This window comes from Nocardia sp. NPDC004168, assembly GCF_040610355.1.
GTDB lineage: Bacteria > Actinomycetota > Actinomycetes > Mycobacteriales > Mycobacteriaceae > Nocardia > Nocardia sichangensis.
Genome location: NZ_JBEXME010000003.1, coordinates 471,304 through 491,775 on the forward strand (window position 1 = coordinate 471,304; position 20,472 = coordinate 491,775).

The 20,472-nt window shown below is 69.1% G+C and carries 20 protein-coding genes; 6 read left to right on the forward strand and 14 right to left on the reverse strand.

Translation table 11 applies throughout. The annotated features are described in order from the left end of the window. Window positions 1-42: 42 nt before the first annotated feature. Both ABZW96_RS09255 and ABZW96_RS09260 read left to right on the forward strand, forming a co-directional pair. Window positions 43-216, forward strand: a complete 174-nt coding sequence (locus tag ABZW96_RS09255; RefSeq protein ID WP_355072878.1) for a hypothetical protein — start codon at window positions 43-45, stop codon at window positions 214-216. Window positions 217-481: 265 nt separating this feature from the next. Then, window positions 482-1,171 carry a triacylglycerol lipase gene (locus tag ABZW96_RS09260; RefSeq protein ID WP_355072879.1) on the forward strand — a complete coding sequence of 230 codons (690 nt, stop codon included), beginning with the start codon at window positions 482-484 and terminating at the stop codon, window positions 1,169-1,171. 185 nt (window positions 1,172-1,356) lie between these two features. Here the strand turns inward: ABZW96_RS09260 and ABZW96_RS09265 are convergent, their stop codons facing one another. From ABZW96_RS09265 to sucB, 7 genes are all read right to left on the reverse strand, one after another. Continuing rightward, window positions 1,357-1,944 (reverse strand): transglycosylase SLT domain-containing protein, encoded by a 588-nt coding sequence (locus ABZW96_RS09265; RefSeq protein WP_355072881.1) that lies wholly within the window; start codon window positions 1,942-1,944, stop codon window positions 1,357-1,359. Between the two features lie 667 nt (window positions 1,945-2,611). Then, on the reverse strand, window positions 2,612-4,045 hold the full coding sequence (locus tag ABZW96_RS09270; RefSeq protein WP_355072883.1) for a DUF234 domain-containing protein: 1,434 nt from the start codon (window positions 4,043-4,045) through the stop codon (window positions 2,612-2,614). Between the two features lie 126 nt (window positions 4,046-4,171). Continuing rightward, window positions 4,172-5,212, reverse strand: coding sequence for a lipoyl synthase (lipA, locus tag ABZW96_RS09275; protein ID WP_355072885.1), 1,041 nt, complete (start codon window positions 5,210-5,212; stop codon window positions 4,172-4,174). Window positions 5,213-5,222: 10 nt separating this feature from the next. Continuing rightward, the gene (lipB, locus tag ABZW96_RS09280; RefSeq protein WP_355072887.1) at window positions 5,223-5,969 is read right to left on the reverse strand and encodes a lipoyl(octanoyl) transferase LipB; all 747 of its coding nucleotides are present in this window, start codon (window positions 5,967-5,969) and stop codon (window positions 5,223-5,225) included. Window positions 5,970-6,328: 359 nt separating this feature from the next. Continuing rightward, the gene (locus ABZW96_RS09285; RefSeq protein ID WP_355072888.1) at window positions 6,329-6,865 is read right to left on the reverse strand and encodes an N-acetyltransferase family protein; all 537 of its coding nucleotides are present in this window, start codon (window positions 6,863-6,865) and stop codon (window positions 6,329-6,331) included. Continuing rightward, complete coding sequence (locus ABZW96_RS09290) at window positions 6,862-7,770, reverse strand: TIGR01777 family oxidoreductase (RefSeq protein WP_355072890.1); 909 nt, start codon at window positions 7,768-7,770, stop codon at window positions 6,862-6,864. The genes ABZW96_RS09285 and ABZW96_RS09290 overlap by 4 nt, the downstream gene beginning before the upstream one ends. Window positions 7,771-7,789: 19 nt before the next feature. Then, window positions 7,790-9,589, reverse strand: a complete 1,800-nt coding sequence (gene sucB / locus ABZW96_RS09295; protein WP_355072892.1) for a 2-oxoglutarate dehydrogenase, E2 component, dihydrolipoamide succinyltransferase — start codon at window positions 9,587-9,589, stop codon at window positions 7,790-7,792. Window positions 9,590-9,915: 326 nt separating this feature from the next. Here sucB and ABZW96_RS09300 point away from each other — a divergent pair, with 326 nt between their 5' ends. Then, window positions 9,916-10,212 carry an oxidoreductase gene (locus tag ABZW96_RS09300; protein WP_355072995.1) on the forward strand — a complete coding sequence of 99 codons (297 nt, stop codon included), beginning with the start codon at window positions 9,916-9,918 and terminating at the stop codon, window positions 10,210-10,212. 203 nt (window positions 10,213-10,415) lie between these two features. Here ABZW96_RS09300 and ABZW96_RS09305 read toward each other — a convergent pair whose 3' ends face one another. Next, a complete protein-coding gene (locus tag ABZW96_RS09305; protein WP_355072894.1) occupies window positions 10,416-11,927 on the reverse strand; it encodes a leucyl aminopeptidase in 1,512 nt (503 codons plus the stop codon). 9 nt (window positions 11,928-11,936) lie between these two features. Next, window positions 11,937-12,737, reverse strand: coding sequence for a TetR/AcrR family transcriptional regulator (locus ABZW96_RS09310; protein WP_355072895.1), 801 nt, complete (start codon window positions 12,735-12,737; stop codon window positions 11,937-11,939). Window positions 12,738-12,846: 109 nt separating this feature from the next. On the opposite strand from ABZW96_RS09310, the gene ABZW96_RS09315 reads away from it, so the two are divergent. The 3 genes from ABZW96_RS09315 (at window position 12,847) to ABZW96_RS09325 (ending at window position 15,801) form a co-directional block, all read left to right on the forward strand. Next, a complete protein-coding gene (locus ABZW96_RS09315; RefSeq protein ID WP_355072897.1) occupies window positions 12,847-13,500 on the forward strand; it encodes a GNAT family N-acetyltransferase in 654 nt (217 codons plus the stop codon). Next, window positions 13,497-14,597, forward strand: coding sequence for a glycine cleavage system aminomethyltransferase GcvT (gene gcvT, locus ABZW96_RS09320; RefSeq protein ID WP_355072899.1), 1,101 nt, complete (start codon window positions 13,497-13,499; stop codon window positions 14,595-14,597). The genes ABZW96_RS09315 and gcvT overlap by 4 nt, the downstream gene beginning before the upstream one ends. A gap of 106 nt (window positions 14,598-14,703) precedes the next feature. Then, window positions 14,704-15,801, forward strand: coding sequence for a branched-chain amino acid aminotransferase (locus ABZW96_RS09325; RefSeq protein WP_355072901.1), 1,098 nt, complete (start codon window positions 14,704-14,706; stop codon window positions 15,799-15,801). 1 nt (window position 15,802) lies between these two features. Here ABZW96_RS09325 and ABZW96_RS09330 read toward each other — a convergent pair whose 3' ends face one another. The 5 genes from ABZW96_RS09330 to ABZW96_RS09350 form a co-directional block, all read right to left on the reverse strand. Continuing rightward, on the reverse strand, window positions 15,803-16,516 hold the full coding sequence (locus ABZW96_RS09330; protein ID WP_355072903.1) for an MBL fold metallo-hydrolase: 714 nt from the start codon (window positions 16,514-16,516) through the stop codon (window positions 15,803-15,805). 97 nt (window positions 16,517-16,613) lie between these two features. Then, a complete protein-coding gene (locus ABZW96_RS09335; RefSeq protein WP_355072905.1) occupies window positions 16,614-17,369 on the reverse strand; it encodes an adenosylcobinamide-GDP ribazoletransferase in 756 nt (251 codons plus the stop codon). Between the two features lie 166 nt (window positions 17,370-17,535). Beyond that, window positions 17,536-18,615: a nicotinate-nucleotide--dimethylbenzimidazole phosphoribosyltransferase gene (gene cobT / locus ABZW96_RS09340; RefSeq protein WP_355072906.1), complete on the reverse strand. Its 1,080-nt coding sequence runs from the start codon at window positions 18,613-18,615 to the stop codon at window positions 17,536-17,538. A gap of 154 nt (window positions 18,616-18,769) precedes the next feature. Further along, complete coding sequence (cobU, locus tag ABZW96_RS09345; RefSeq protein ID WP_355072908.1) at window positions 18,770-19,330, reverse strand: bifunctional adenosylcobinamide kinase/adenosylcobinamide-phosphate guanylyltransferase; 561 nt, start codon at window positions 19,328-19,330, stop codon at window positions 18,770-18,772. 142 nt (window positions 19,331-19,472) lie between these two features. Continuing rightward, window positions 19,473-20,441 carry a helix-turn-helix domain-containing protein gene (locus ABZW96_RS09350; RefSeq protein WP_355072910.1) on the reverse strand — a complete coding sequence of 323 codons (969 nt, stop codon included), beginning with the start codon at window positions 20,439-20,441 and terminating at the stop codon, window positions 19,473-19,475. Window positions 20,442-20,472 lie beyond the last annotated feature (31 nt).

Genomic DNA, 20,472 nt, shown 5'->3' on the forward strand with positions numbered 1-20,472 from the left:
CGCCGCATCGAGGTCTAGCTCGAAGGTGGGTCTTGGCGCGCCGTGCCGTCCCTGATGCCGCGTCCGGAATTTGATGCGGTAGGCCCACGGTCGGGTGGCAGCCGCAAGCTTGCCGATATCCTGCTGCGCGGCAGGCGGCTGGTCCGGATTCAGCGGGCGGTGGTGATGGCGTCGGCACAGCGTCAGCCTGTCGGATTCATTGCCGGGCTGACGTGAGTATTCGGAATCGTATGTACGGTAGGCGGCCCGCGACTTCAACGGGCACGGGTTCGAGGCTCTGGACTCCTCTCCCGGCCTGCCCTCCGCTGTCAGCTCGTCGGCGCGGCGTAGCTTCGCCCAGGACCTTCTTCGCGGAATGTCGCGACAGATCCAAGGACTCGGCGACGAGTTGAAACAACCAAGTCTCACAATGCCCCCGGATGAGCTTCGAGGCGCTACCTTCTGTCTGCTCGCAGTGCAGCGAGCAGATCGGAGTCAAGTCATGCGCATCACATCGATCACGCGCCGCCTACGAATGGCCGCAATCACCCTGGTCGCGACGGCTATGGCCGCACTCGGCATCGCCACGCCACAGGCGGCTGCGGCGCCGGCGCGAGATCCGATCCTTTTCGTCCACGGCTGGCAGGGATCGGCGGCGGACTGGGATTACATGTGGAGCAGATTCCTCGACGCGGGATACTCCGCAGAAGAGATGGCACGATTCAGCTACGACACCACCCAGTCGAACAAGGACATCGCACTACAGGTGAAAGCGCAGGCCGATGCGCTGCGCGCGAAAACCGGTGCCGCCAAGGTCGACATCATCTCCCACTCGATGGGCGGCCTCAACAGTCGCTGGTACCTGAAGAAGCTGGACGGCCTGAGTTTCGTCGACGACTGGGTCTCCATCGCCGGCCCCAATCACGGCACCGACGTCGCCAACGGATGCTTCGACGCCTCCTGCGCGGAGATGCGGCCCGGCTCAGCCTTCCTCGCCGAACTCAACAGCACCGACGAAACCCCCGGCCGGGTGAACTACGGCACCTGGTGGTCGCCGTGCGATGAGATCATCAACCCCGATCAGAGCACGATTCTCAGCGGCGCCACCAACACCCAGACGGCGTGCCTCGGCCATATCGCGCTGCTGTCCTCGTCGACGGTTTTCGAGGGCGTGCGCGACTTCGTGAAGTAGTCGGCTGAGCCCGGCCCGGCAAAGCTGTCCGCAACCGTCGACGGCCTCCGCGTCGAGGAAGTCCAGCCCGAGTCGTGGGGACAGGGCCCAAACAGCGGTGCCGCGGTGGTGCGGTCGCACCCGGAAACGGCAGCGCCTCCGCGTCGAGGAGACGAGGAGGCGCTTGCCGGATCCGAGTTCGAGGCTCAGTAGGCCCCGTTGACGTTGTCCATCGAGCCGTACCGATGAGCCGCGTAGTTGCAGGCGGCGGTGATGTTGGCGACCGGGTCCCAGATGTCGAAGGCGGTGCCGTCGACGTGGTAGGCGTTGAAGGTCGGGTCGATCACCTGGAGCAGGCCCTTGGAGGGGGTGCCTTTGGCGGCGTTGGAGTCCGACAGGTTGATGGCCTTGGGGTTGCCGCCGGATTCGCGCATGATGTTGCGGTGGATGCCCTCGTAGCTCCCCGGAATGCCGTGCAGGCGCATGACGTCGAGGGACTGGCGGATCCAGCCGTCGAGGTTGTTCTCGTAGACCTGCGGCGGCGCGGGCGCGAGACCCTCGGGCGCGGGCGCGGGCAGCCCCGGCAACGCGGGCAGTTCGGGCAGCGCGGGCAGTCCCGGCAGAGCCGGGAGGTCGAACGGCGCGGCGACCGGCGTAACGGGCGCCGGAGCGCTGTCGTCGGCCACCGCCACACCGGCGGAGAAGCCGACGGCGATCACGCCGACGGTGGCGGCGAGGGCAGCGCCCTTACGAAGGGACGGGCGGCGGAGAAAAGAAAGGCGTGCGTCAGACATCGAGAAATCAGTTCCTTGTTCGTGCGGCGATCCGGCCGGGAAAACCCAGCGCGGATCCACGGCGGGCACCAGGTAAGGTGTTCGCCATCTCGGCTCGTGTGCGGTTTTCGGATTTCGTTGTGAAGGCCAGGGTTCGAATTCCTGGCGGCGCGACGCGGTGCACGACTCGGGGGCGATGCCCGTCGGTGCCGCTGCCGTACCCGAAGAGAAACAAGCCGTGGGCTGTGGAGCTGTTTCCCAGGTCCCTCTCAGACCTGATCTCAGCTTGATCACGGCTGGTTAACGCACGGCAAACAGTCAGTTAATGATCCGAATAAGCGATCTTGTAAGCGCCTATCGACTATACCTATCAACGCCACTACCAGGCATTATGCTAGCAAACGTGATTTGGACCACAAATTCGCATTTTGCAGTAACGAGACCAACTTTGTCTCGATCCGATTACTGGAACTCTGTATCCACGCTTGTGCTGACAACTCGGAGCGGGCATGGGCAATTACCTCGGGACTACCTCGCAACGAGTCCTACCGGCTTGCAAGATCGCGCTCCGCGAAAAGTTCCGCCCGTCCGTTGAGTCGATTCCGTTCGCACCGCTCGGCATCCTCGAGTCGTGGACGCAGATTATCCGGGCGTCCGCTCGGCTCAACAGACCGATTCGGATCGAGATTCACCCCCATGCTCGAACGAGATCCTCTGGCCCCCAATGCAATGCCAGCGGCAAGTTCTTCGCGACGCCGGATCGCGAGACGGCTACGAGTGCGGTGCTGTGATCGGTTCCGGGCACTGCGGACAGCGAACGGGCGAGACGGTCGTAATCATGGCGGTCGAACGGGCGATCTTCGAGCCACTTGATCGAGCCGACGAAATGCACCGCCCTGGCGACCGGTTCTCGATCGGCCCCGATCAGGTCGATTTCGGGATTGTTCTGCCGGTTCCACCAGCCACCGACCGCCTCGGTGTCCGGCCACCTCGCATCGGGCAGCAGACGCATGAGGGATTCGCGGACCAGCGGTTCGATAGCGCGTCCGCGCCAGGTGGTCCAGGAACGTTCGATCCGGTTCAGTGCGACATCGCCACGGCCGCGTTCGATGAGTGGAATGCTGCGTTCCAGGAAGGCGAGCCAGAACCGGAGATAGGGGTCGGCGATTCGGTAGCGTTTGTTCTTGGTATCCGGTTTCGTGGACAGCGGAAGATCGCCAGCCACGATTCGCTTGTCCTGCAACATGTTCAGCAGCGGATTGAGGGTGCCCGCGGGCAGTGCGTTCGTTCCACCGGCTTCGGCGGCGATGGTACTGAAGGTTCGTTCTCCGCTGCCGATGGCTTCCAGGACCGCGCGCGAGCGCATTCCCTCCGGAAACTCCCCCAGCAGCGACAGTTCGCCTGCCACGAGCAAAGGGGCCAGTGGATTCGCGGCCGCGTCACGCAGGAAGTCGGCACGGCTCATTCCTGGGCGCCACGAACTCACGATCTCGGGGAATCCGCCGGTGATCAGCACCGCGTCGACGCTGTCGGCGGCATCGAGGCCGGTCATCGCCTGCACATCGGCCAAATGCAGCGGTTCGACTGTCATTTTCGTCGCGCGCCCGAAGAACGGCCGGTCGCGTGATCCGAGGGCCTCCATGACGGAGATGTCGCTGCCGACCAGGAGCAGTAGCACCGGCTTGGCCGACAGGTGGCGATCCCACACCGTCTGCAACGCGCCTTCGAACTCCGGATCCTGTTCGACCAGCCACGGCACCTCATCGATAACCGCGATACAGGGCGCGTCATCGGGTAAGGCGATCGCCAGGGACCGGAGAGCTTGATTCCAGTCGCCGGCCTGCAACCCGCTGATCAACTCCGCGCGACCGAACCCGGACTGAGCGACCGTAGCGGTGAACTCCTCACGCTCGGCAACGGGATTGCGCCCGCGCGTTGCCTGAAAGACCAGGTAGCCGTGGTCGGAACGATCGCAGAATTCCTGGACGAGCCGCGATTTACCGACCCGTCGGCGACCGGTCACGATGACGGCACGGCCCCGGGTGGTGCCGGTGCCCTCGATCACCGAGTTCAGTTGACGAGTGAGCAGGTCGAGGTCTGCGGACCTTCCGGTGAACTCCACACCCGCCTCCTGAACTAAGGTGACAACTTACTAAGAATTAATCTTAGTTTAAGCACAGTGTGGTCTGCTTCGGACACGCGTCGGCCCTCGCGCGCGAAGGCTGGGCGCGAGGGCCGACAGTAAGGATCAGTTGCCGAAGCGGGCCAGCACCGAGCTGGCTTCCTGGGAGGCGGTGCCCTCCTCAGCGAGGTGCGCCATCTCGGGAGCGATCTCGCGGCCATGGTGGGCCATCGCCTGGGCGTAGAGCCGCCCGGCCCGGTAGGAGGAGCGGACCAGGGGGCCCGCCATGACGCCCGCGAAGCCGATTTCCTCGGCCGCCTCGGAGTGCTCGACGAATTCCTCCGGCTTCACCCAGCGGTCCACAGGGTGGTGGCGGGGGGAGGGGCGCAGGTACTGGGTGATGGTGAGGATGTCGCAGCCTGCCTCGTGCAGGTCGCGCATGGCCTGGGTGACTTCCTCGGGGGTTTCGCCCATGCCGAGGATGAGATTCGACTTGGTGACCAGACCGGCTTCGCGGGCGGCGGTCAGGACCGCGAGGGAGCGCTCGTAACGGAAGGCCGGGCGGATGCGCTTGAAGATGCGCGGAACCGTTTCGAGGTTGTGCGCCAGCACTTCCGGGCGCGCGGAGAAGACCTCGGCGAGCTGGTCGGGGTTCGCGTTGAAGTCGGGGATCAGCAGTTCCACGCCCGTGTGCGGATTCAGACGCTTGATGGCGCGGACGGTTTCGGCGTAGAGCCAGGCGCCGCCGTCTTCCAGGTCGTCGCGGGCGACGCCGGTGATGGTCGAGTAGCGCAAGCCCATGGCCTGGACGCTCTCGGCGACGCGGCGGGGCTCGTCGCGATCCAGGGCGGCGGGCTTGCCGGTGTCGATCTGGCAGAAATCGCAACGGCGCGTGCACTGTTCGCCGCCGATCAGGAAGGTGGCCTCGCGGTCTTCCCAGCATTCGAAGATGTTGGGGCAGCCCGCTTCCTCGCAAACAGTGTGCAGGCCTTCGCGCTTCACCAAACCCTTGAGTTCGGAGTACTCGGGCCCCATGGTGGCGCGGGTGCGAATCCACTTGGGTTTGCGCTCGATGGGGGTTTCCGCGTTGCGGGCTTCGATGCGCAAGAGCTTGCGGCCGTTGGGTGCGGACGCGTTGTGTGGTGTCGGGGTATCGACTGAGGTCACTTGATCGACCTTACGCCGTCGCGTTCGTGGTACGCGGGGTGGTGTCACCAGGAGTGACGCGGGAGATATCGTGCTCGCCGACCGGCAGGTCGCCGTCGAGCGCGCGGATGATGGCGTCGGCCACCAGCGGCTTGATCTCGGCGACGGTCACTTCTCGACCGAGTTCGCGGGTCAACGTGGTGACGCCCGCGTCGCGGATGCCGCAGGGGACGATGGCCTGGAACCCGTCCATGGCGGCGTTGCAGTTGAACGAGACGCCGTGCAGGGCCACGCCACGCTGCACGCGCACCCCGATCGCGGCGATCTTGCGTTCGGCGTACAACTCGGTGGCGGGCAGCCAGACGCCCGAGCGGCCCTCGACGCGGCCACAGACCAGACCGAGGCCGGTGCACACGGTGATCAACGCCTCCTCGAGGCGGCGCACGTAGTCGACGACGTCGACCGGCTCGGCGAGCCGCACGATGGGGTAGCCGACCAGTTGGCCCGGACCGTGCCAGGTGATCTTGCCACCGCGGTCGACCTGCACCACCGGACTGCCGTCGATGGGCAGGTCGTCGGCCTCGGTGCGGCGGCCCGCGGTGTACACCGACGGATGTTCGAGCAGCAGCAGATGATCGGATCCGTTGCCGTCGGCGCGCTGCTCGGCGATGCCGCGTTGCAGGTCCCAGGCGGCGTGATAGTCGATGAGTCCGAGATCCTCGACCACGATCGGGGTCGTATCGAATCGGGCGGACCGGGTGGTGCGCGGGTTGATCACAGCGACGACGGTACGCCCACGGGGACGGCCGGTTCCAGCACCTGGATGTGGGAACCCCCACAGTCGTGGCGGGGTTGCCAGGTGGAGAGCTGGAGGGTTGCCCTTACGCTGACCGGAGAAGGTTCCCGGTCCTTGTTCGGCCTGATCTCAGACAGGCGATCTCGCATCCCGGAGGCTGTCGCCAGGTCCATGCGATGGGGTCTCGCGGGCAGGTGCCGAGACCGCAGTATCTGAAGGACACGCTCGCAGCGACGCCGAGGCTCGACTACGGCCCGGCCGCCCTGCGTAGACGAGCGCATTGCCGCGCGAACAACTGGTACTCCGCGCGAGATTCGGCAGGTGAGGTGCGAAGATGCGGGTCAGTCGACCTCGACCGGCAAGGTCAGCTGCATGAGGGTCAGATCCATCCAGCGTCCGAATTTGTGGCCCACCTCGGGCAGCACGCCGACGGTGCGGAAGCCGAAGCGTTCGTGCAGCACGATCGAACCGGTGTTGGAGGATTCGATGGCGGCGATCATGGCGTGCACGGCGCCCGCGCGGCGCGCACGGTCGATCAACTCGGTGAGCAGGGCGGTGGCGATGCCGCGACGCTGGAAGCGTTCGTCGACGTACACGGAGTTCTCGACCGTGTAGCGGTATCCCGATTTGGCTCGCCAAGGCCCGTAGCTCGCGTAACCGGCCAGCTCCCCGCCGATCTCGGCGACCAGCACGGGCAGGCTCGCGCCGGTGCGGGCCTGGAACCAGCCGAGGCGTTCGTCCAAGCCGACGCGCTCGGTGTCCCAGATCGCGGTGGACGTGGCGATATTCGCGTTGTGGATGTCGAGGATCGCCGGAAGATCGTCGGTGGTGGCGTCGCGGATGACGGTGGCGGGCCTGGTGTCGAGTCGGTCGGTCATCGAACATCTCCGGGTCGTCCCACCGCGGCCGCGAGCGCGGCGCCGATGGTGGGATGGTGGAACTGGTAGCCCGCTTCCTCGAGCGCGGTGGGAATGGCCCTCGGGCCGTGCAGGATCGCCTCCCGCGCCATCTCGCCGACCAGCGCGTGCAGCGCGAATGCCGGGATGACGAGCGGAGTCGGGCGATGCAGCGCCCGGCCGAGCGCGCGGCTGAACTCGGCGTTGGTGACCGGTGCGGGACCGACCACGTTGATCGGACCGGACATCGTGTCATGGGTGAGCGCGAAGACGATCGCGCCGATCTCGTCGGCCATCGAGATCCACGGCGTGTACTGGCGACCGTTGCCCAGCCGCCCGCCCAAGCCGACCGCGTACAGCGGATGCAGCATGCCGAGCAGGCCACCGGCCCGGGACAGCACCACGGCGCTGCGCAACAGCACGGTGCGCACCCCGGCCGCCGTGGCGGGTTCGGTCGCCTTCTCCCAGTCACGGCACAGCGCGGCCAGGAATCCGGAACCGGCGGGCGATGACTCGTCCACCACCCGATCGCCGGTCGCGCCGCCGTAGTAGTGCACGCCGCTGGCGTTGAGCAGCACGGGGACACCCGCGTCGGCCACCGCCCCGGCCAGCACGTCGGTGGGCGTGATCCGGCTGTCCCGCAGCTCTTGTTTGAAACTGCCGTTCCAGCGGCGCCGTCCCACGCCCGCGCCGCACAGGTTGACCACGGCGTCGGCGCCGCGAAGCGCCCGCTCGTCCAGGTGGGCGCGGGCCGGGTTCCAGGCGAATTCGTCCGGACCCGCGGTTTTCCTGCGCACCAGCCTGGCGACCTCGTGCCCGTCGCGGCGCAGAGCCGCGACGAGCGCCGTCCCGATCAACCCGGACGAGCCGGCGATCACGACCTTCATACGTGCCGCGGGACCTTCCTCACAGGCCGAGATCGGCCTCGAACGCCGCTTCCTCGAGCCGGTGACGGATCGTGGTCAGGAAGCGCCCGGCGTCGGCGCCGTCGATCAGGCGGTGGTCGTAGGTGAGCGGCAGGTAGCACATCGAGCGGACGCCGATGGACTCGTTGCCGGTCTCGTCGGTCACGACGACCGGACGCTTGACGATCGCGCCCGTGCCCAGCATGGCCGCCTGCGGCGGAACCAGGATCGGGGTGTCGAACAGCGCGCCCTGGCTGCCGATGTTGGTGATGGTGAAGGTGCCGCCGGCCAGCTCGTCGGGCTTGAGTCCGCCGTTGCGGGCCCGGTTGGCGATGTCGGCGATGGCCCGCGCCAGCCCGGCCAGCGACAGGTCGCTGGCGTTGTGGATCACCGGGGACAGCAGGCCCTGCTCGGTGTCGACGGCGATGCCGAGGTGCACCGAGGCGTGGTAGGTGATCTCCTTGCTGGACTCGTCGTAGCTGGCGTTGACGTTCGGGTGCACGCCCAGCGCCTCGACCACGGCCTTGGCGAAGAAGGGCAGGAACGTCAGGTTGACGCCTTCGCGCTCCTTGAAGGCCGCCTTGGCCTGCTTGCGCAGCGCCGCGATCTTGGTGACGTCGGCCTCGTGCACCTGGGTCAGCTGCGCGGTGGTCTGCAGCGACTCGCGGGTCTTGGTCGCGGTGATCTGGCGGATGCGGTTGGCCTTCTGCACCGTGCCGACCAGGTGGGCCAGCTGGGAACGGGCGGCGGCGGGCGCGGCGGGAGCCTGCGCGGCGGGCGCGGCCGCGGCGGGAGCAGCCGCCGGAGCAGGAGCCTTCTTGGCCTCGGCGGCGGCGAGCACATCCTGCTTGCGAATGCGGCCCCCGACACCGGAACCGGTGATCGCGGCGAGGTCGACGTTGTGCTCGTCGGCCAGCTTGCGGACCAGCGGAGTGACGTACGGGGTTGCGCCGTTGGAGGATTCGGCGGCCGCCGCGGCGGCGGGCGCGGGAGCCGGTTCGGGCTTGGGAGCCGGAGCCGGAGCGGGAGCCTGGGCGGGTGCGGGTGCGGGTGCGGGTGCGGGAGCCGGGGCGGCGGCGACCGGGGCCGGTTCGGGCTTCGGGGCCGGTTCGGGCTTCGGAGCAGGTGCCGGGGCGGGCGCGGGAGCCGGGGCGGCGGCCGCCGGTGCTCCGCTGCCGATGACGCCGAGCTGCCCACCGACGGCCACGATGTCGTCTTCCTGGGCGGAGATCTCCAGCAGGGTGCCCGCGACGGGCGAGGGGATCTCGGTGTCGACCTTGTCGGTGGAGACCTCGAGCAACGGCTCGTCGACGGCGACCTCGTCACCGACCGCCTTCAGCCAGCGGGTGACGGTGCCCTCGGTGACCGACTCGCCGAGTTCCGGCATCTTCACCGGCGTGCCGTCACCCGACGACGCGGGAGCGGCCTGGGCGGCGGGCGCGGGCTGCTCGGCGGGAGCGGGCTGGGGCTCGGCGGCAGGCGCTTCCTCCGAAGGGACCGGGGTCTCCTGCGCGGGCGCCGCGGCTTCGGGAGCGGGCGCGGGAGCGGAAGAAGCCGCCTCACCTGGCTCGCTGATCACGCCGAGCTCGCCGCCGACCTCGACCACGTCGTCTTCGTTCGCGACGATCTTCGACAGCACACCCGCCGCGGGGGACGGGATTTCGGTGTCGACCTTGTCGGTGGAGACTTCGAGCAGCGGCTCGTCGACCTCGACCGTGTCTCCTTCCTGCTTCAGCCACCTGGTCACCGTTCCCTCGGTGACGCTCTCACCAAGAGCGGGCATCTGGACGGAGAAGGCCATGTCCGTTGACTCCTCTGACTGCTCGACGGGGTTCTACAACAGTTGATCTCACTGCGGACGCCCGGCGCGGGTCGCGACGGGAGTCCGGAAGCCACCGATCATTGTGCGTGGCACCGGAGATCCGTGTGGTTCTTGTACCGCGGTCCATCCTTGCACTCGCGCGCAAGCCATGTAGCACAGGGCGGCGTACTGCGCGGAGCTGGCAGTATGGGAAGACCGGCGGTGAACATTCTCCGGTGCAGGAAAGGAGGTCGGCGTCGTTGGGTTTGCTGGATCGTTTCCGCGGCGGCGCCGCCTGGGGTGGCGGCACTTCACGTGGGGGTTCGGTGTCCGGGCCGGACGCTCGTTATCTGGCCGATTGGGTGCGCACGCACGTGGGCGTCGAGGGCTACATCGAACCGAAGACCACGGTGACAGATGTCACAGTCGTCCTTATTGCCGCGGATGGTGAATGGACACGCCGGATCGTCGGCGAGCGCGGGGCGCAACGGCTTGCCAAGGATTTGCACATCCCCGTCTACGACGTCCGCAAGACCGGGTATCCGCAACGCATGCGCGACTACGACGCGCGTAAGCGAGTGGAGCGGCAGCGCGAAATGGAGCGGGATCTGTACGACCTCTGAGCCGTCGGATTGTCCGTTGCGCCCGATTCCCGCCGGACCCGTGGGGGTGCCGCGGAGCCGTCTCGCTTGCCGTCAGTGACGCGAGCTGGCCGCGCCGGAATGTCGGTCCGGAGTCCGGCCAGGAGCATGGAACACGTGATGCGGTCGGGCGAGGTGGCCTGTGCGCGTCGTCCGGGAGTCGTCCCGGACGACGCGCGTCGCGCTCACTCCCCGGCGATGTCCTGGAGCACGGCGATCAGCGTGCGAACGGGGACGCCGGTGCCGCCCTTGCCGATGTAGCCGAACGGACCGCCGGTGTTATAGGCCGGGCCCGCTACGTCGAGGTGGGCCCACTGCACGTTCTCCGGGACGAACTCCTTGAGGAACAGCCCGGCCGAGAGCATGCCGCCCCAGCGGTGCGGCGCGACATTGGCCAGGTCGGCGATCTTGGAGTTCAGGTCGCCGCGCAGTTCGGCGGGAAGCGGCATGGCCCAGCCGTTCTCCCCGACCTCGCGGGAGATGCGGGCGACCCGGTCGCGGAACTCGTCGGTGCCCATCACGCCGGGCGTGCGGGTGCCGAGCGCGACCATCTGCGCCCCGGTCAGGGTGGCCACGTCGATCAGGTACTCCGGGTCGTCCTCGCTCGCGCGCACGATCGCGTCAGCGAGGATCAACCGGCCCTCGGCGTCGGTGTTGAGCACCTCGACGGTGATGCCGCCGTACTGGGTGAGCACGTCGCCGGGGCGCTGCGCGGTGGCCGACGGCATGTTCTCCGCCATCGGCACGGTCGCGGTGACGGTGATCGGCAGGCTCAGCCGCGCGGCCAGCAGCGTCGTGGCGATCACGGCGGCGGCACCCGCCATGTCGGAGGTCATGTTCTCCATGTTCTGCGCGGGCTTGATGGAGATGCCGCCGGTGTCGAAGGTGATGCCCTTGCCGACCAGGGCGACCTTCTTCGGGCCGCCCGCGTAGGTGATCCGGATCAGGCGCGGCGGGCGCGAGGAACCCTTGCCCACGCCGAGCACGCCGCCGTAACCGCCCGCTTCCAGCGCTTTCTCATCGAGCACCTCCACCGTGAGGCCCGCGGCCTCGGCGAGTTCCTGAGCACGCGAAGCGAACTCGGCCGGGAACAGATGGCTGGGCGGGGTGTTCACGAAATCCCGTGCGGTGGCGACGGCCTCGGCGGTGACCTGCGCACGGAACAAGGCTTCTTCGCCGAATCCCGGCTCGGGCACGAGCAACTCGACGCGGGCCACGGGCCGCTCGTCCGGCTTGGGCGCCGACTTGTCCGAGCGGAACGGGGTGAACGAGTAGGCGCCCAGGTAGAAGCCCTCGGCGGCGGCGCCGATATCCAGCCCGGACAGCGTGGTCACCACCAGTTCGGTGCCGGACAGCGAGCGGGCGGCCACACCGGCCGAGCGGCGGATCTGCTCGGCGTCGAGCTTCTCGGCGGAGCCGAGGCCGACGGCCAGGACGCTGCTCACGCCGTCCAGTCCGACGGGCGCCGGGATGCGGGTCAGCTCCTCGGCTTTGCCCTTGGCGCCCACCACGCCGAGCTGATCGAGCAGTTCCGCGCGCACGTCGGCGGTGAGCACGTCGCCGAACAGGTCCTCGGGCACGATGGCGGGACCGTCCTCCGAGGAGGTCAACCCGATGACGAGCACATCGGTGTCCGCGCCGATGGTCTCGGTGCGTGCCAGTTCCGGTCCGAGCGAGCGATCTGCAACAGCGGTCATTGGCACAGGCTATTCGCTTCGTTCCGGATGGCGCACCGCGACGCCGTCGAGCAGGAGTTCCACCGAGGTCGCGAGTAGGTCGTCGAAGTCCATCTCGAAGGTGGAGAGGTCGGTGAAGTAACGGTGCAGGACGGGACGCAGCGCCGGGTCGAGCAGTTCGGCGAGTTCGCGCGGCGCGGCCGTCTCGGCGGCGTCGCGCGGATCGCCGAGGCGGTCGGCGCGCTCGGAACTCCACAACAGCGCGAGCCCTTGGACCAGGCCCGACAGTGCCAGGTAGATCGCGAATCCGGTCTGCCGGGTCAGGCCGGGATGGTCGAGGGCGGCGAAGTTGCGCTCCAGGACGTCCAGCAGCGCCGGGCCCAGCGGCGGACGGACGCGCGCCAGCAGCGGCAGCATCCACGGATGCCTGCGGTAGAGGCGCCACTCCTCGTGCGCTTCGTGCCGTAGCCGGGGACGCCAGCCGCCGCAGTCCGTCCCGGGCGGCGGGATCTCGTCGAGCGCCAGCTCCGCCATGCTCGCCAGGAGCGCTTCGCGGTCGGGGAAGTGGCGGTAGAGGGTGGCGGTCGCGACGCCGAGCGCGCCGGCCAGGCGGCGCATGGTGAGACCGTCGAGCCCGTCGCGGTCGGCCAGCTCCACCGCCGCGCGTGCGATGCCGACGGTGGTGAGCCGCGCCGGACGGGTGGGGCGGCGCACCGGAATCGCCGCGCGGCGGGCGCGATAGGCGCGGGCCTGGCAGGAGCGCGAGCAGTACTTGCGCCGTCGGCCCCGGCTGGGCTGGGCGAGGTCGCCGTGGCAGATAGCGCAGGTCATCCGGATTCCGTTTCGACACACGAACAGGTGTGACGAAATGGTAGTGATACGGCTTCGACCTGCCTAGATTCATGCGTGAATACGGTGTTCGCAGGGAAAGGGGAGGCGGATGGAGATCACCGCTCGCCAGGCGGGTGTCCAGGACCGTGACGCGCTGATCGAGGCGTTCGGCATCGCCAGCGCGGACGAGGTGGTGACCGCGTGGGTGCTCGAAGGACAGCCCGACACGGGTTTCCGTACCGCGTTCGTGCCCGGTCTGGTCGATCGAGCGTTGCGCGACGACGAGATCTGGGTCGCGGGCGCGGGCGAGGAGATCTGGTCGATGTCGATCTGGCAGCACGTCACCTCGGTCGAACGATTCGCCGACGAAGCCGCCGAGGCGCGGACCATGCTCGAGCAGGCTCCCGATCTGCGCGTGGCGCAGCGGCTGGTGATCGTCACCGACCTGCTCGCCCGCGAACACCCCCGGGAGTTCCCGCATCGGTACCTGCAGGTGATCGTCACGGTGCCGGAGCATCGCGGAAAAAGGGCCGGTGCGGCGATTCTCGCCGATCGGTTGAAGGCGGCATCCCAAGCGGACGTCCCGGCGTTCCTGGAAGCCAGCACCGAACGATCCGCCCGGCTCTACAGCCGCTGCGGATTCGCGCCGACCGGAACGACGCACACTTTGCCGCAGAACGGCCCGACGCTCATCCCGATGTGGTTCCGGCCTCAGTGCGTGCGAGCGTCGGACGCCCTGGTCCCGGATAAGCTCGGCTGGTGACCGAGACGAACCTGCTGCAAGGACCCATCCACGCCGTGCACGTCGAGCTGGGGGCGACCTTCGCGCCGTTCGGCGGCTGGGAGATGCCGGTGTCCTATGCGGGCACGGTGACCGAGCACCAGGCGGTTCGCACGACGGTGGGGCTGTTCGACGTCAGCCATCTCGGCAAGGCGACGGTGCGCGGCGAGGGCGCCGCGGCGTTCGTGAACTCGGCCCTGACCAACGATCTCGGCCGGATCCGGGCGGGCAAGGCGCAGTACACACTGTGCTGCGCCCCGGACGGCGGAGTGATCGACGACCTGATCGCCTACTACGTCGGCGACGAGGAGATCTTCCTGGTGCCGAACGCCGCCAACACCGCGGCGGTCGTCGCGGAACTGAGCAAGGTCGCGCCCGAGGGCATCACGGTGACCGACGAGCATCGCGACTACGCCGTGTTCGCCGTGCAGGGCCCGCGCTCCGGCGAGGTGCTGAGCGCGCTCGGGCTGCCCACCGACCTCGAGTACATGGCCTACGCCGACGCCGAGTGGGACGGCCGTCCCGTCCGGGTCTGCCGCACCGGATACACCGGCGAGCACGGCTACGAATTGCTGCCGCGCTGGGCCGACGCCGAATCGCTGTTCCGCGCCTTGGTCGAGCGGGTGCGCGCCGCCGCGGGCCAGGTGGCCGGGCTCGGGGCCCGCGACACCCTGCGTACGGAGATGGGCTATCCGCTGCACGGGCACGAACTCTCCCTGGACATCTCCCCGGTGCAGGCGCGCTGCGGGTGGGCGGTCGGCTGGCAGAAGCCGGAGTTCTGGGGGAAGGCCGCTCTGGAACAGGAGAAGTCGGCCGGTCCGCGTCGAATCCTGCTGGGGCTGAAAGCACTCGACCGGGGTGTGCTCCGGCAAGGGCAGACCGTGCTGCGTGATGGCGAGCCCGTCGGCGAAACCACTTCCGGCACCTTCTCGCCCACCCTCAAGGTCGGCATCGCGCTGGCATTGCTCGACACCGCGGCGGACATCCAACCCGGCGCCGAGGTCGAGGTCGACGTGCGCGGCCGCCGCGTGCGCTGCGAAATCGTGCGCCCGCCGTTCGTGCGGACCAGCACCAAGTGACCCGTCCTTCTCCCGGACGCATGGGCGATCGGCTGCGGGCGGCGCTGCGCTGAGGGGTGTGGACCAAGGCGAAATGGCCGGAATCGGGCCGGATAGGATCGTCGCCATGACCGCTGCCGCACAGTTCACCCGTATTCCGCACCCCGCGCCGCTTCCGGCGCAGCGGCGACAGGAGGTACTGGCGGAGCCGGGGTTCGGGCGGTACTTCACCGATCACATGGTCTCGATCGATTACGTCGGCGGCACGTGGACGAACGCGCGGGTGGAGCCGTACGGGCCGCTGGCGCTGGACCCCGCCACCATGGTGTTCCACTACGGCCAGGCCATCTTCGAGGGACTCAAGGCCTACCGGCACGGTGACGGCAGCGTCTCCTGCTTCCGCATCGACGCCAACGCCGCGCGTTTCCGCCGGTCGTCTCGCCGGATGGCGATGGCCGAGCTGCCCGACGAGCTGTTCATCGAGTCGGTGCGCCAACTGCTCGAGGTGGACCGCGAGTGGGTGCCCGCTGCGGGCGGCGAGGAATCGCTGTACCTGCGGCCGTTCATGTTCGCGACCGAGGCCGGACTCGGCGTGAAGCCCGCCGCGGCGTACAAGTACCTGCTGCTCGGTTCCCCGGCGGGGGCGTACTTCCCGCGTGGCGTCAAGCCGGTGCGGGTCTGGCTGTCCACCGAATACGTGCGCGCCGCGCCGGGCGGCACCGGCGAGGCGAAGGTCGCCGGCAACTACGCGGCTTCGCTGCTGGCCCAGGCCGAGGCGTCGGCCAAGGGCTGCGACCAGGTGGTGTGGCTGGACGCGTGTGAGCGCCGCTACGTCGAGGAGATGGGTACCAACAACCTGTTCTTCGTCTTCGGTTCCGGCTCCGACGCGCGCCTGGTCACCCCGGAACTGTCCGGCTCGCTGTTGCCCGGCATCACCCGCGACTCGCTGCTCACCCTCGCCGCCGATTCCGGCTTCCCGGTCGAGGAGCGCAAGATCTCGGTCGAGGAATGGCGCAAGGGCGCCGAATCCGGTGAGATCACCGAGGTTTTCGCGTGCGGCACCGCCGCGGTGATCACGCCGGTCGGCTGGGTTCGCTCCGGTGAGGGCGAATTCACCATCGGCGGTGGCGAGCCCGGCGCGGTCACCATGGCCCTGCGCGACACCCTCACCGGCATCCAGCGCGGCACCTTCGCCGACAAGCACGGGTGGATGCGGCGGATGTGACTCAGCCCGGCATCAGCATGTGCCACTGCTCCAGCGTCTGCGGACGCATGACGTAGTTTTTGTCCCGGACAGTGGACAGCGCGGCGCTGGGTTCCTGCGAGTACCAGTGGCCCGGATAGACGACCGGGTCGCCGGCGAGTCCGGCCAGGTAGCGCAGGCTGCGGAACATTTCGTCCGAATCGCCGCCGGGGAAATCGGTGCGGCCACAGCCGTCGACGAACAGGGTGTCGCCCGCGATGAGGCGGTTGTCGAACAGGAAGCACTGACTGCCCGGCGTGTGGCCGGGCGTGTGTAGTAACTCGATGTCGAAAGCTCCGACGGTGACCTTGTCGCCGTGCTCGTGGCCGGTGAACTCGCTCTCGGCGATCCCGGTGACGTTGGCCACCCACGGCAGTTCTTTGGCGTTGACATGCACTGGGACGCTTGTCTTTTCGAGCAGCTCGCGCACACCGCGCAGGGTGAAGCCGAGCATCGTGCCGCCCACGTGATCGGGGTGGTGGTGGGTGGCGAGCACCCCGCTCAGCCGCAGGCCGTCGCCCTCGGCGATGTCCACCAGATCACCCGCGGCGTAGGCCGGATCGATGACCACGCAGTCGCCCGTTTCCCGATCGCCGATCAGATACGCGAAGTTGCGCATCTGCGTCGCGATCGGATCGCCCACGGCGTAGTCGCGTCCCGACAACAGCTGGCGAAAGTACAGGCGCTCAGAAGACATACCGCCCACCTTATTGCCCGACCCAGACGATCCGCGCGCCACCGCCGGAAAAATTCCAGTGACCCAGACTCTCGCCCCCAAGGCCCGCCGGAGACGGTCAGCCGGGCTGGATCGTGAGGGACAGCACGGCCGCGGTGAGGGCCACCGTGGTCTCGATCGCGGCGCCGAGGACGTCACCGGAGAGCCCGCCGAAACGGCGCGCGCAGTGCCGGACCAGAACCGTCGACGCGGCCAGTCCGAGCGTCACGGCCAGCGGGCCGAGCCACGGGCGGCCCGGCACGGCGAACACGGCGAGACCCGCCGTGGTCACCGGCCACATGACCGCGGCGGCGGCCGATTGCGTGCCTGCCACCAGAACACCGAACCCGGTGCCCGGCGCGGCCGGGACACCCCGGCAAGCGAGGATCACCGCGACACGGCCGGTCACCACGGCGAGAGCGGCGGCGAACCACCGGCCCGAATCGGCCAAGGACGCGAACGAGAACGCCTGTATGCCGATGACGAACGCCAGCCCGGCGACGCCGAATGGTCCGGCCCCGCCGCTTTTCATGATCTGCCTTGCCCGCTCCGGCGGCCCATAGCTGCCGAGCCCGTCCAAGGTGTCGGCCAGGCCGTCGAGATGCATACCCCTGGTGATCAACGCCAGCGCGCCGACCACCAGCAGCCCGGCCAGCGCGGCGCTCGCCCCGGCCCCGGTCAGCGCCCAGAGCAGGCCCGCCGCCCCGGCCCCGAGCAGGGCGCCGACCAGCGGCGCCAGCAGGATCGCCCGCCCCGCCGCCGCGCGGTCCACGGCATCCGGCCCGCGCACCGGGAGCACCGTGAGCCAGGAGATCGCCAGCCGAACCCCGTTCACGCCGGTCCTCCGCGGACGGGCGGCGCTTCCCCGGGGGCCGGGTGCCGCGGGCGGACTGCCGACGCCTGCGGATCACCGCTCGAAGCCCTGAACTGTCCCGCAGGAACCAGGTCACGGCAGCCGCGCCGAGTCGGAGGCAGGCGGCGGCCTCGCGGCAGGGCGGACTTCACTTGCGCAGGTTCGGCGGGGCGCTCGCCGGTTCGGCGTCGGACGTGCTGACGCCCGCTTCGGCGAAGGTGGACATCTCCGCGAGCGCGGCCACGGCCGAGCGGAGGATCGGAAGGGCGGTCAGGGCGCCGGAGCCTTCGCCGAGGCGCATGGTCAGGTCGAGCAGCGGATCCAGGCGCAGGTGCCGCAGCGCGAGTTCGTGTGCCGGTTCGGTGGAGCGGTGACCGGCCAGCCACCAGGCGCTCGCGCCCGCGGCGAGATCCTCTGCGACCATCGCCGCGGCCGTGACGACGACGCCGTCCAGGACGACGGGCGTACGACGGGTGGCGGCCTGGGCGAGGAACGCCGCCATCGCGGCGAAGTCGGCGCCCGCGGCCACGCGGAGAAGTTCGACCGGGTCCTTCACCACCGGGCGGGCACGGCGCATCGCGTCGCGGATCGCGGCGACCTTGCGGATCCATCCGGCGTCGTCGACGCCGGTGCCGCGGCCGACCGCCGCGACCGGCTCGGTATCGGTCAGGCTCGCGACGAGCACGGTGGCCGGAGTGGTGTTGCCGATGCCCATGTCACCCGCGATCAGCAGGTCGGCGCCCGCGTCGATCTCCTCGTCGGCGATGGCACGGCCTGCTTCGATCGCCGCTCGGACCTCCTCGGCGGTGAGCGCGTCCTCGCGATCGATCGCCCCGCTGGAGCGGCGCACCTTGTGCTCGGACACCCGCGGATCGGTGTCGGCGTCGACGGAGATGTCCGCCACCCGAACCGTCGCGCCCGCCACCGCCGCCAGCGCGTTCACCGCGGCGCCGCCACCCAGGAAGTTCGCGACCATCTGCGCGGTGACCTCACTCGGATACGCCGACACCCCGTGCCGCGCGACGCCGTGATCCCCGGCGAAGACCACGACCCTGGCGCGCTCGAACTGCTTCGGCGGGCATGTGCCCTGGCAGGCCGCCACCCAATTGCCGAGTTGCTCCAATCGGCCCAGTGCGCCAGCGGGTTTGGTCAGCTGCGCCTGCCGTTGCTCGGCCGCCGCACGAAACTGTGTGTCCGGAGGCGCTACCGGTCCGAATCCGTGCGTCACTATCGAGCCTTTCGGTCATGGCGGTTCCGCCGACTACGCCGCCCAATCTTGCCATTGCCCCTTCGCGCCGTGGGTTCGTGACCTGATCTCCGGCGGTGGGCGGTGCGACCGATCAGCGCGGTTCACCGCCGGTCGTCGCTCGTAGTCGCGCGGGCTACTTGAGACGGAGGGGAAGGCCCGCTACGACCAAGAAGGCCTCGTCGCAGACCTGGGCCAGGCGCTGGTTGAGGGTGCCGATCTCGTCGCGGAAGAGGCGGCCCGAACGCGTGGCCGGGATGACGCCCATGCCTACCTCCGGGCTGACGATCACGAGATCACCGGTGTAGGCGGCGACGGCCGCGACCAGTGCGTCGGTGTCGGGGGAGACCGTGCCGCGCGGAGCCTCCCAAGCCTCGCGCGCGTCGATGCGGGCCGTCAGCCAGGTGCCGATGTCGTCGATCAGGGTCACGTCGGGCGGCGTGGGCATGAACGCGGTGAGAATCGCTGTCGGGTCCGCGCTTTCGATGGTCGACCAGCCCGCCGGGCGTCGGCCGCGATGTTTGGCGATGCGCTCGGCGAAATCATGGTCGGCGGGATCGGGCACGGCGGTCGCGAGATAGCGCACCAGGCCGCCGGCCCGGAGCGCGAGGTCCTCCGCGAACGCCGACTTCCCGGACCGCGCGCCACCCAGAACAAGGATGCTGCGCGGCGCCGCGGGCGAGGGACTTTCCGACACGAGTGCACGGTATCAATCGAACGGCGGATTGCCGCGTGACTGCCGATGCCCGCCCGGCGTGTGCCGTGCTCCGGCGAACTTCGGAATGCGGCCTGCGGCGAGACGTGCCGAGCGGGCGCGGGGTCCCCTCGCCGTTCCGCGATCAGGCGGGTGTGTCCGAGCTGCGTCCGAAGCGGCGGCGGTACTCGGTGGGGGCGATGCCGACGAGGCGCTGGAAGTGGTGGCGCAGGAGGGCGCCGGAGCCGAAGCCGGAGCGGTCGGCGATGTGTTCCAGTCCGAGGTCGGTTTCCTCGAGCAGTTGCTTGGCCAGCAGCACGCGCTGGTTGGTGAGCCATTTCACGGGGGTGGTTCCGGTCTCGGCGGCGAATCGGCGCGCGAAGGTGCGGGTGGACATGTTGGCGCGGGCGGCCAGGTCTTCCACCGTGTGCGGCAGGTCGAGGTGTTCGTTCATCCACTCCAAGGTGGGGATCAGGCTGTCGGAGGTGCAGGCCGCGACGGGGCGTTCGATGAACTGGCGCTGCCCGCCGTCGCGCTGCGGGGGGACCACCATCCGCCGCGCGATCGCGTTGGCCACGCCGCTGCCGAGTTCGCGCCGCACCAGGTGCAGGCAGGCATCGATGCCCGCGGCGGTGCCTGCGCTGGTGATCAGGTCACCCTCGTCGACGAACAGCACGTCCGGATCGACAGTTGCCTCGGGGTACTCGGCCGCGAGTTTCTCCACGTAGCGCCAGTGCGTGGTGCATTTGCGGCCGTCGAGCAACCCGGCCGCCCCGGCCAGGAACGCTCCGGAACACACGGTGAGCACGGTCGCCCCGGCGGCCGCAGCGTCGCGGATGGCCGTGACGACCCGCGGATCGAATCCGTGGTCGGCCGCCGCGGCGGGAATGGCCACCAGATCGGCCGCCGCCAGTTCCTCCAGCCCGTACTCCGGTGTGACTGTGATGCCAGGGCTGGTCGAGTGCAGCGGGACACCCGGCTCGGCCCCGCACACCCGGAAATCGAAGGCGGGCAGTCCGTCGGCCGTGCGGTCGAGGCCGAAAACCTCGCAGATGACCCCGAATTCGAACATGGCCATGCGTTCGGACAGCACCACGGCGACCTTCGACAGCATGCGCCCAGTCTAGTGGCCGTATTTTTGCGAA

Coding starts and splice junctions, on each gene's coding strand:
- ABZW96_RS09260 (WP_355072879.1), top strand. CDS start 482: ATGCGCATCACATCGATCACGCGCCGCCTACGAATGGCCGCAATCACC.
- ABZW96_RS09265 (WP_355072881.1), bottom strand. CDS start 1,944: ATGTCTGACGCACGCCTTTCTTTTCTCCGCCGCCCGTCCCTTCGTAAG.
- ABZW96_RS09285 (WP_355072888.1), bottom strand. CDS start 6,865: ATGACCGACCGACTCGACACCAGGCCCGCCACCGTCATCCGCGACGCC.
- ABZW96_RS09290 (WP_355072890.1), bottom strand. CDS start 7,770: ATGAAGGTCGTGATCGCCGGCTCGTCCGGGTTGATCGGGACGGCGCTC.
- sucB (WP_355072892.1), bottom strand. CDS start 9,589: ATGGCCTTCTCCGTCCAGATGCCCGCTCTTGGTGAGAGCGTCACCGAG.
- ABZW96_RS09305 (WP_355072894.1), bottom strand. CDS start 11,927: ATGACCGCTGTTGCAGATCGCTCGCTCGGACCGGAACTGGCACGCACC.
- ABZW96_RS09310 (WP_355072895.1), bottom strand. CDS start 12,737: ATGACCTGCGCTATCTGCCACGGCGACCTCGCCCAGCCCAGCCGGGGC.
- ABZW96_RS09315 (WP_355072897.1), top strand. CDS start 12,847: ATGGAGATCACCGCTCGCCAGGCGGGTGTCCAGGACCGTGACGCGCTG.
- ABZW96_RS09325 (WP_355072901.1), top strand. CDS start 14,704: ATGACCGCTGCCGCACAGTTCACCCGTATTCCGCACCCCGCGCCGCTT.
- ABZW96_RS09330 (WP_355072903.1), bottom strand. CDS start 16,516: ATGTCTTCTGAGCGCCTGTACTTTCGCCAGCTGTTGTCGGGACGCGAC.
- ABZW96_RS09350 (WP_355072910.1), bottom strand. CDS start 20,441: ATGCTGTCGAAGGTCGCCGTGGTGCTGTCCGAACGCATGGCCATGTTC.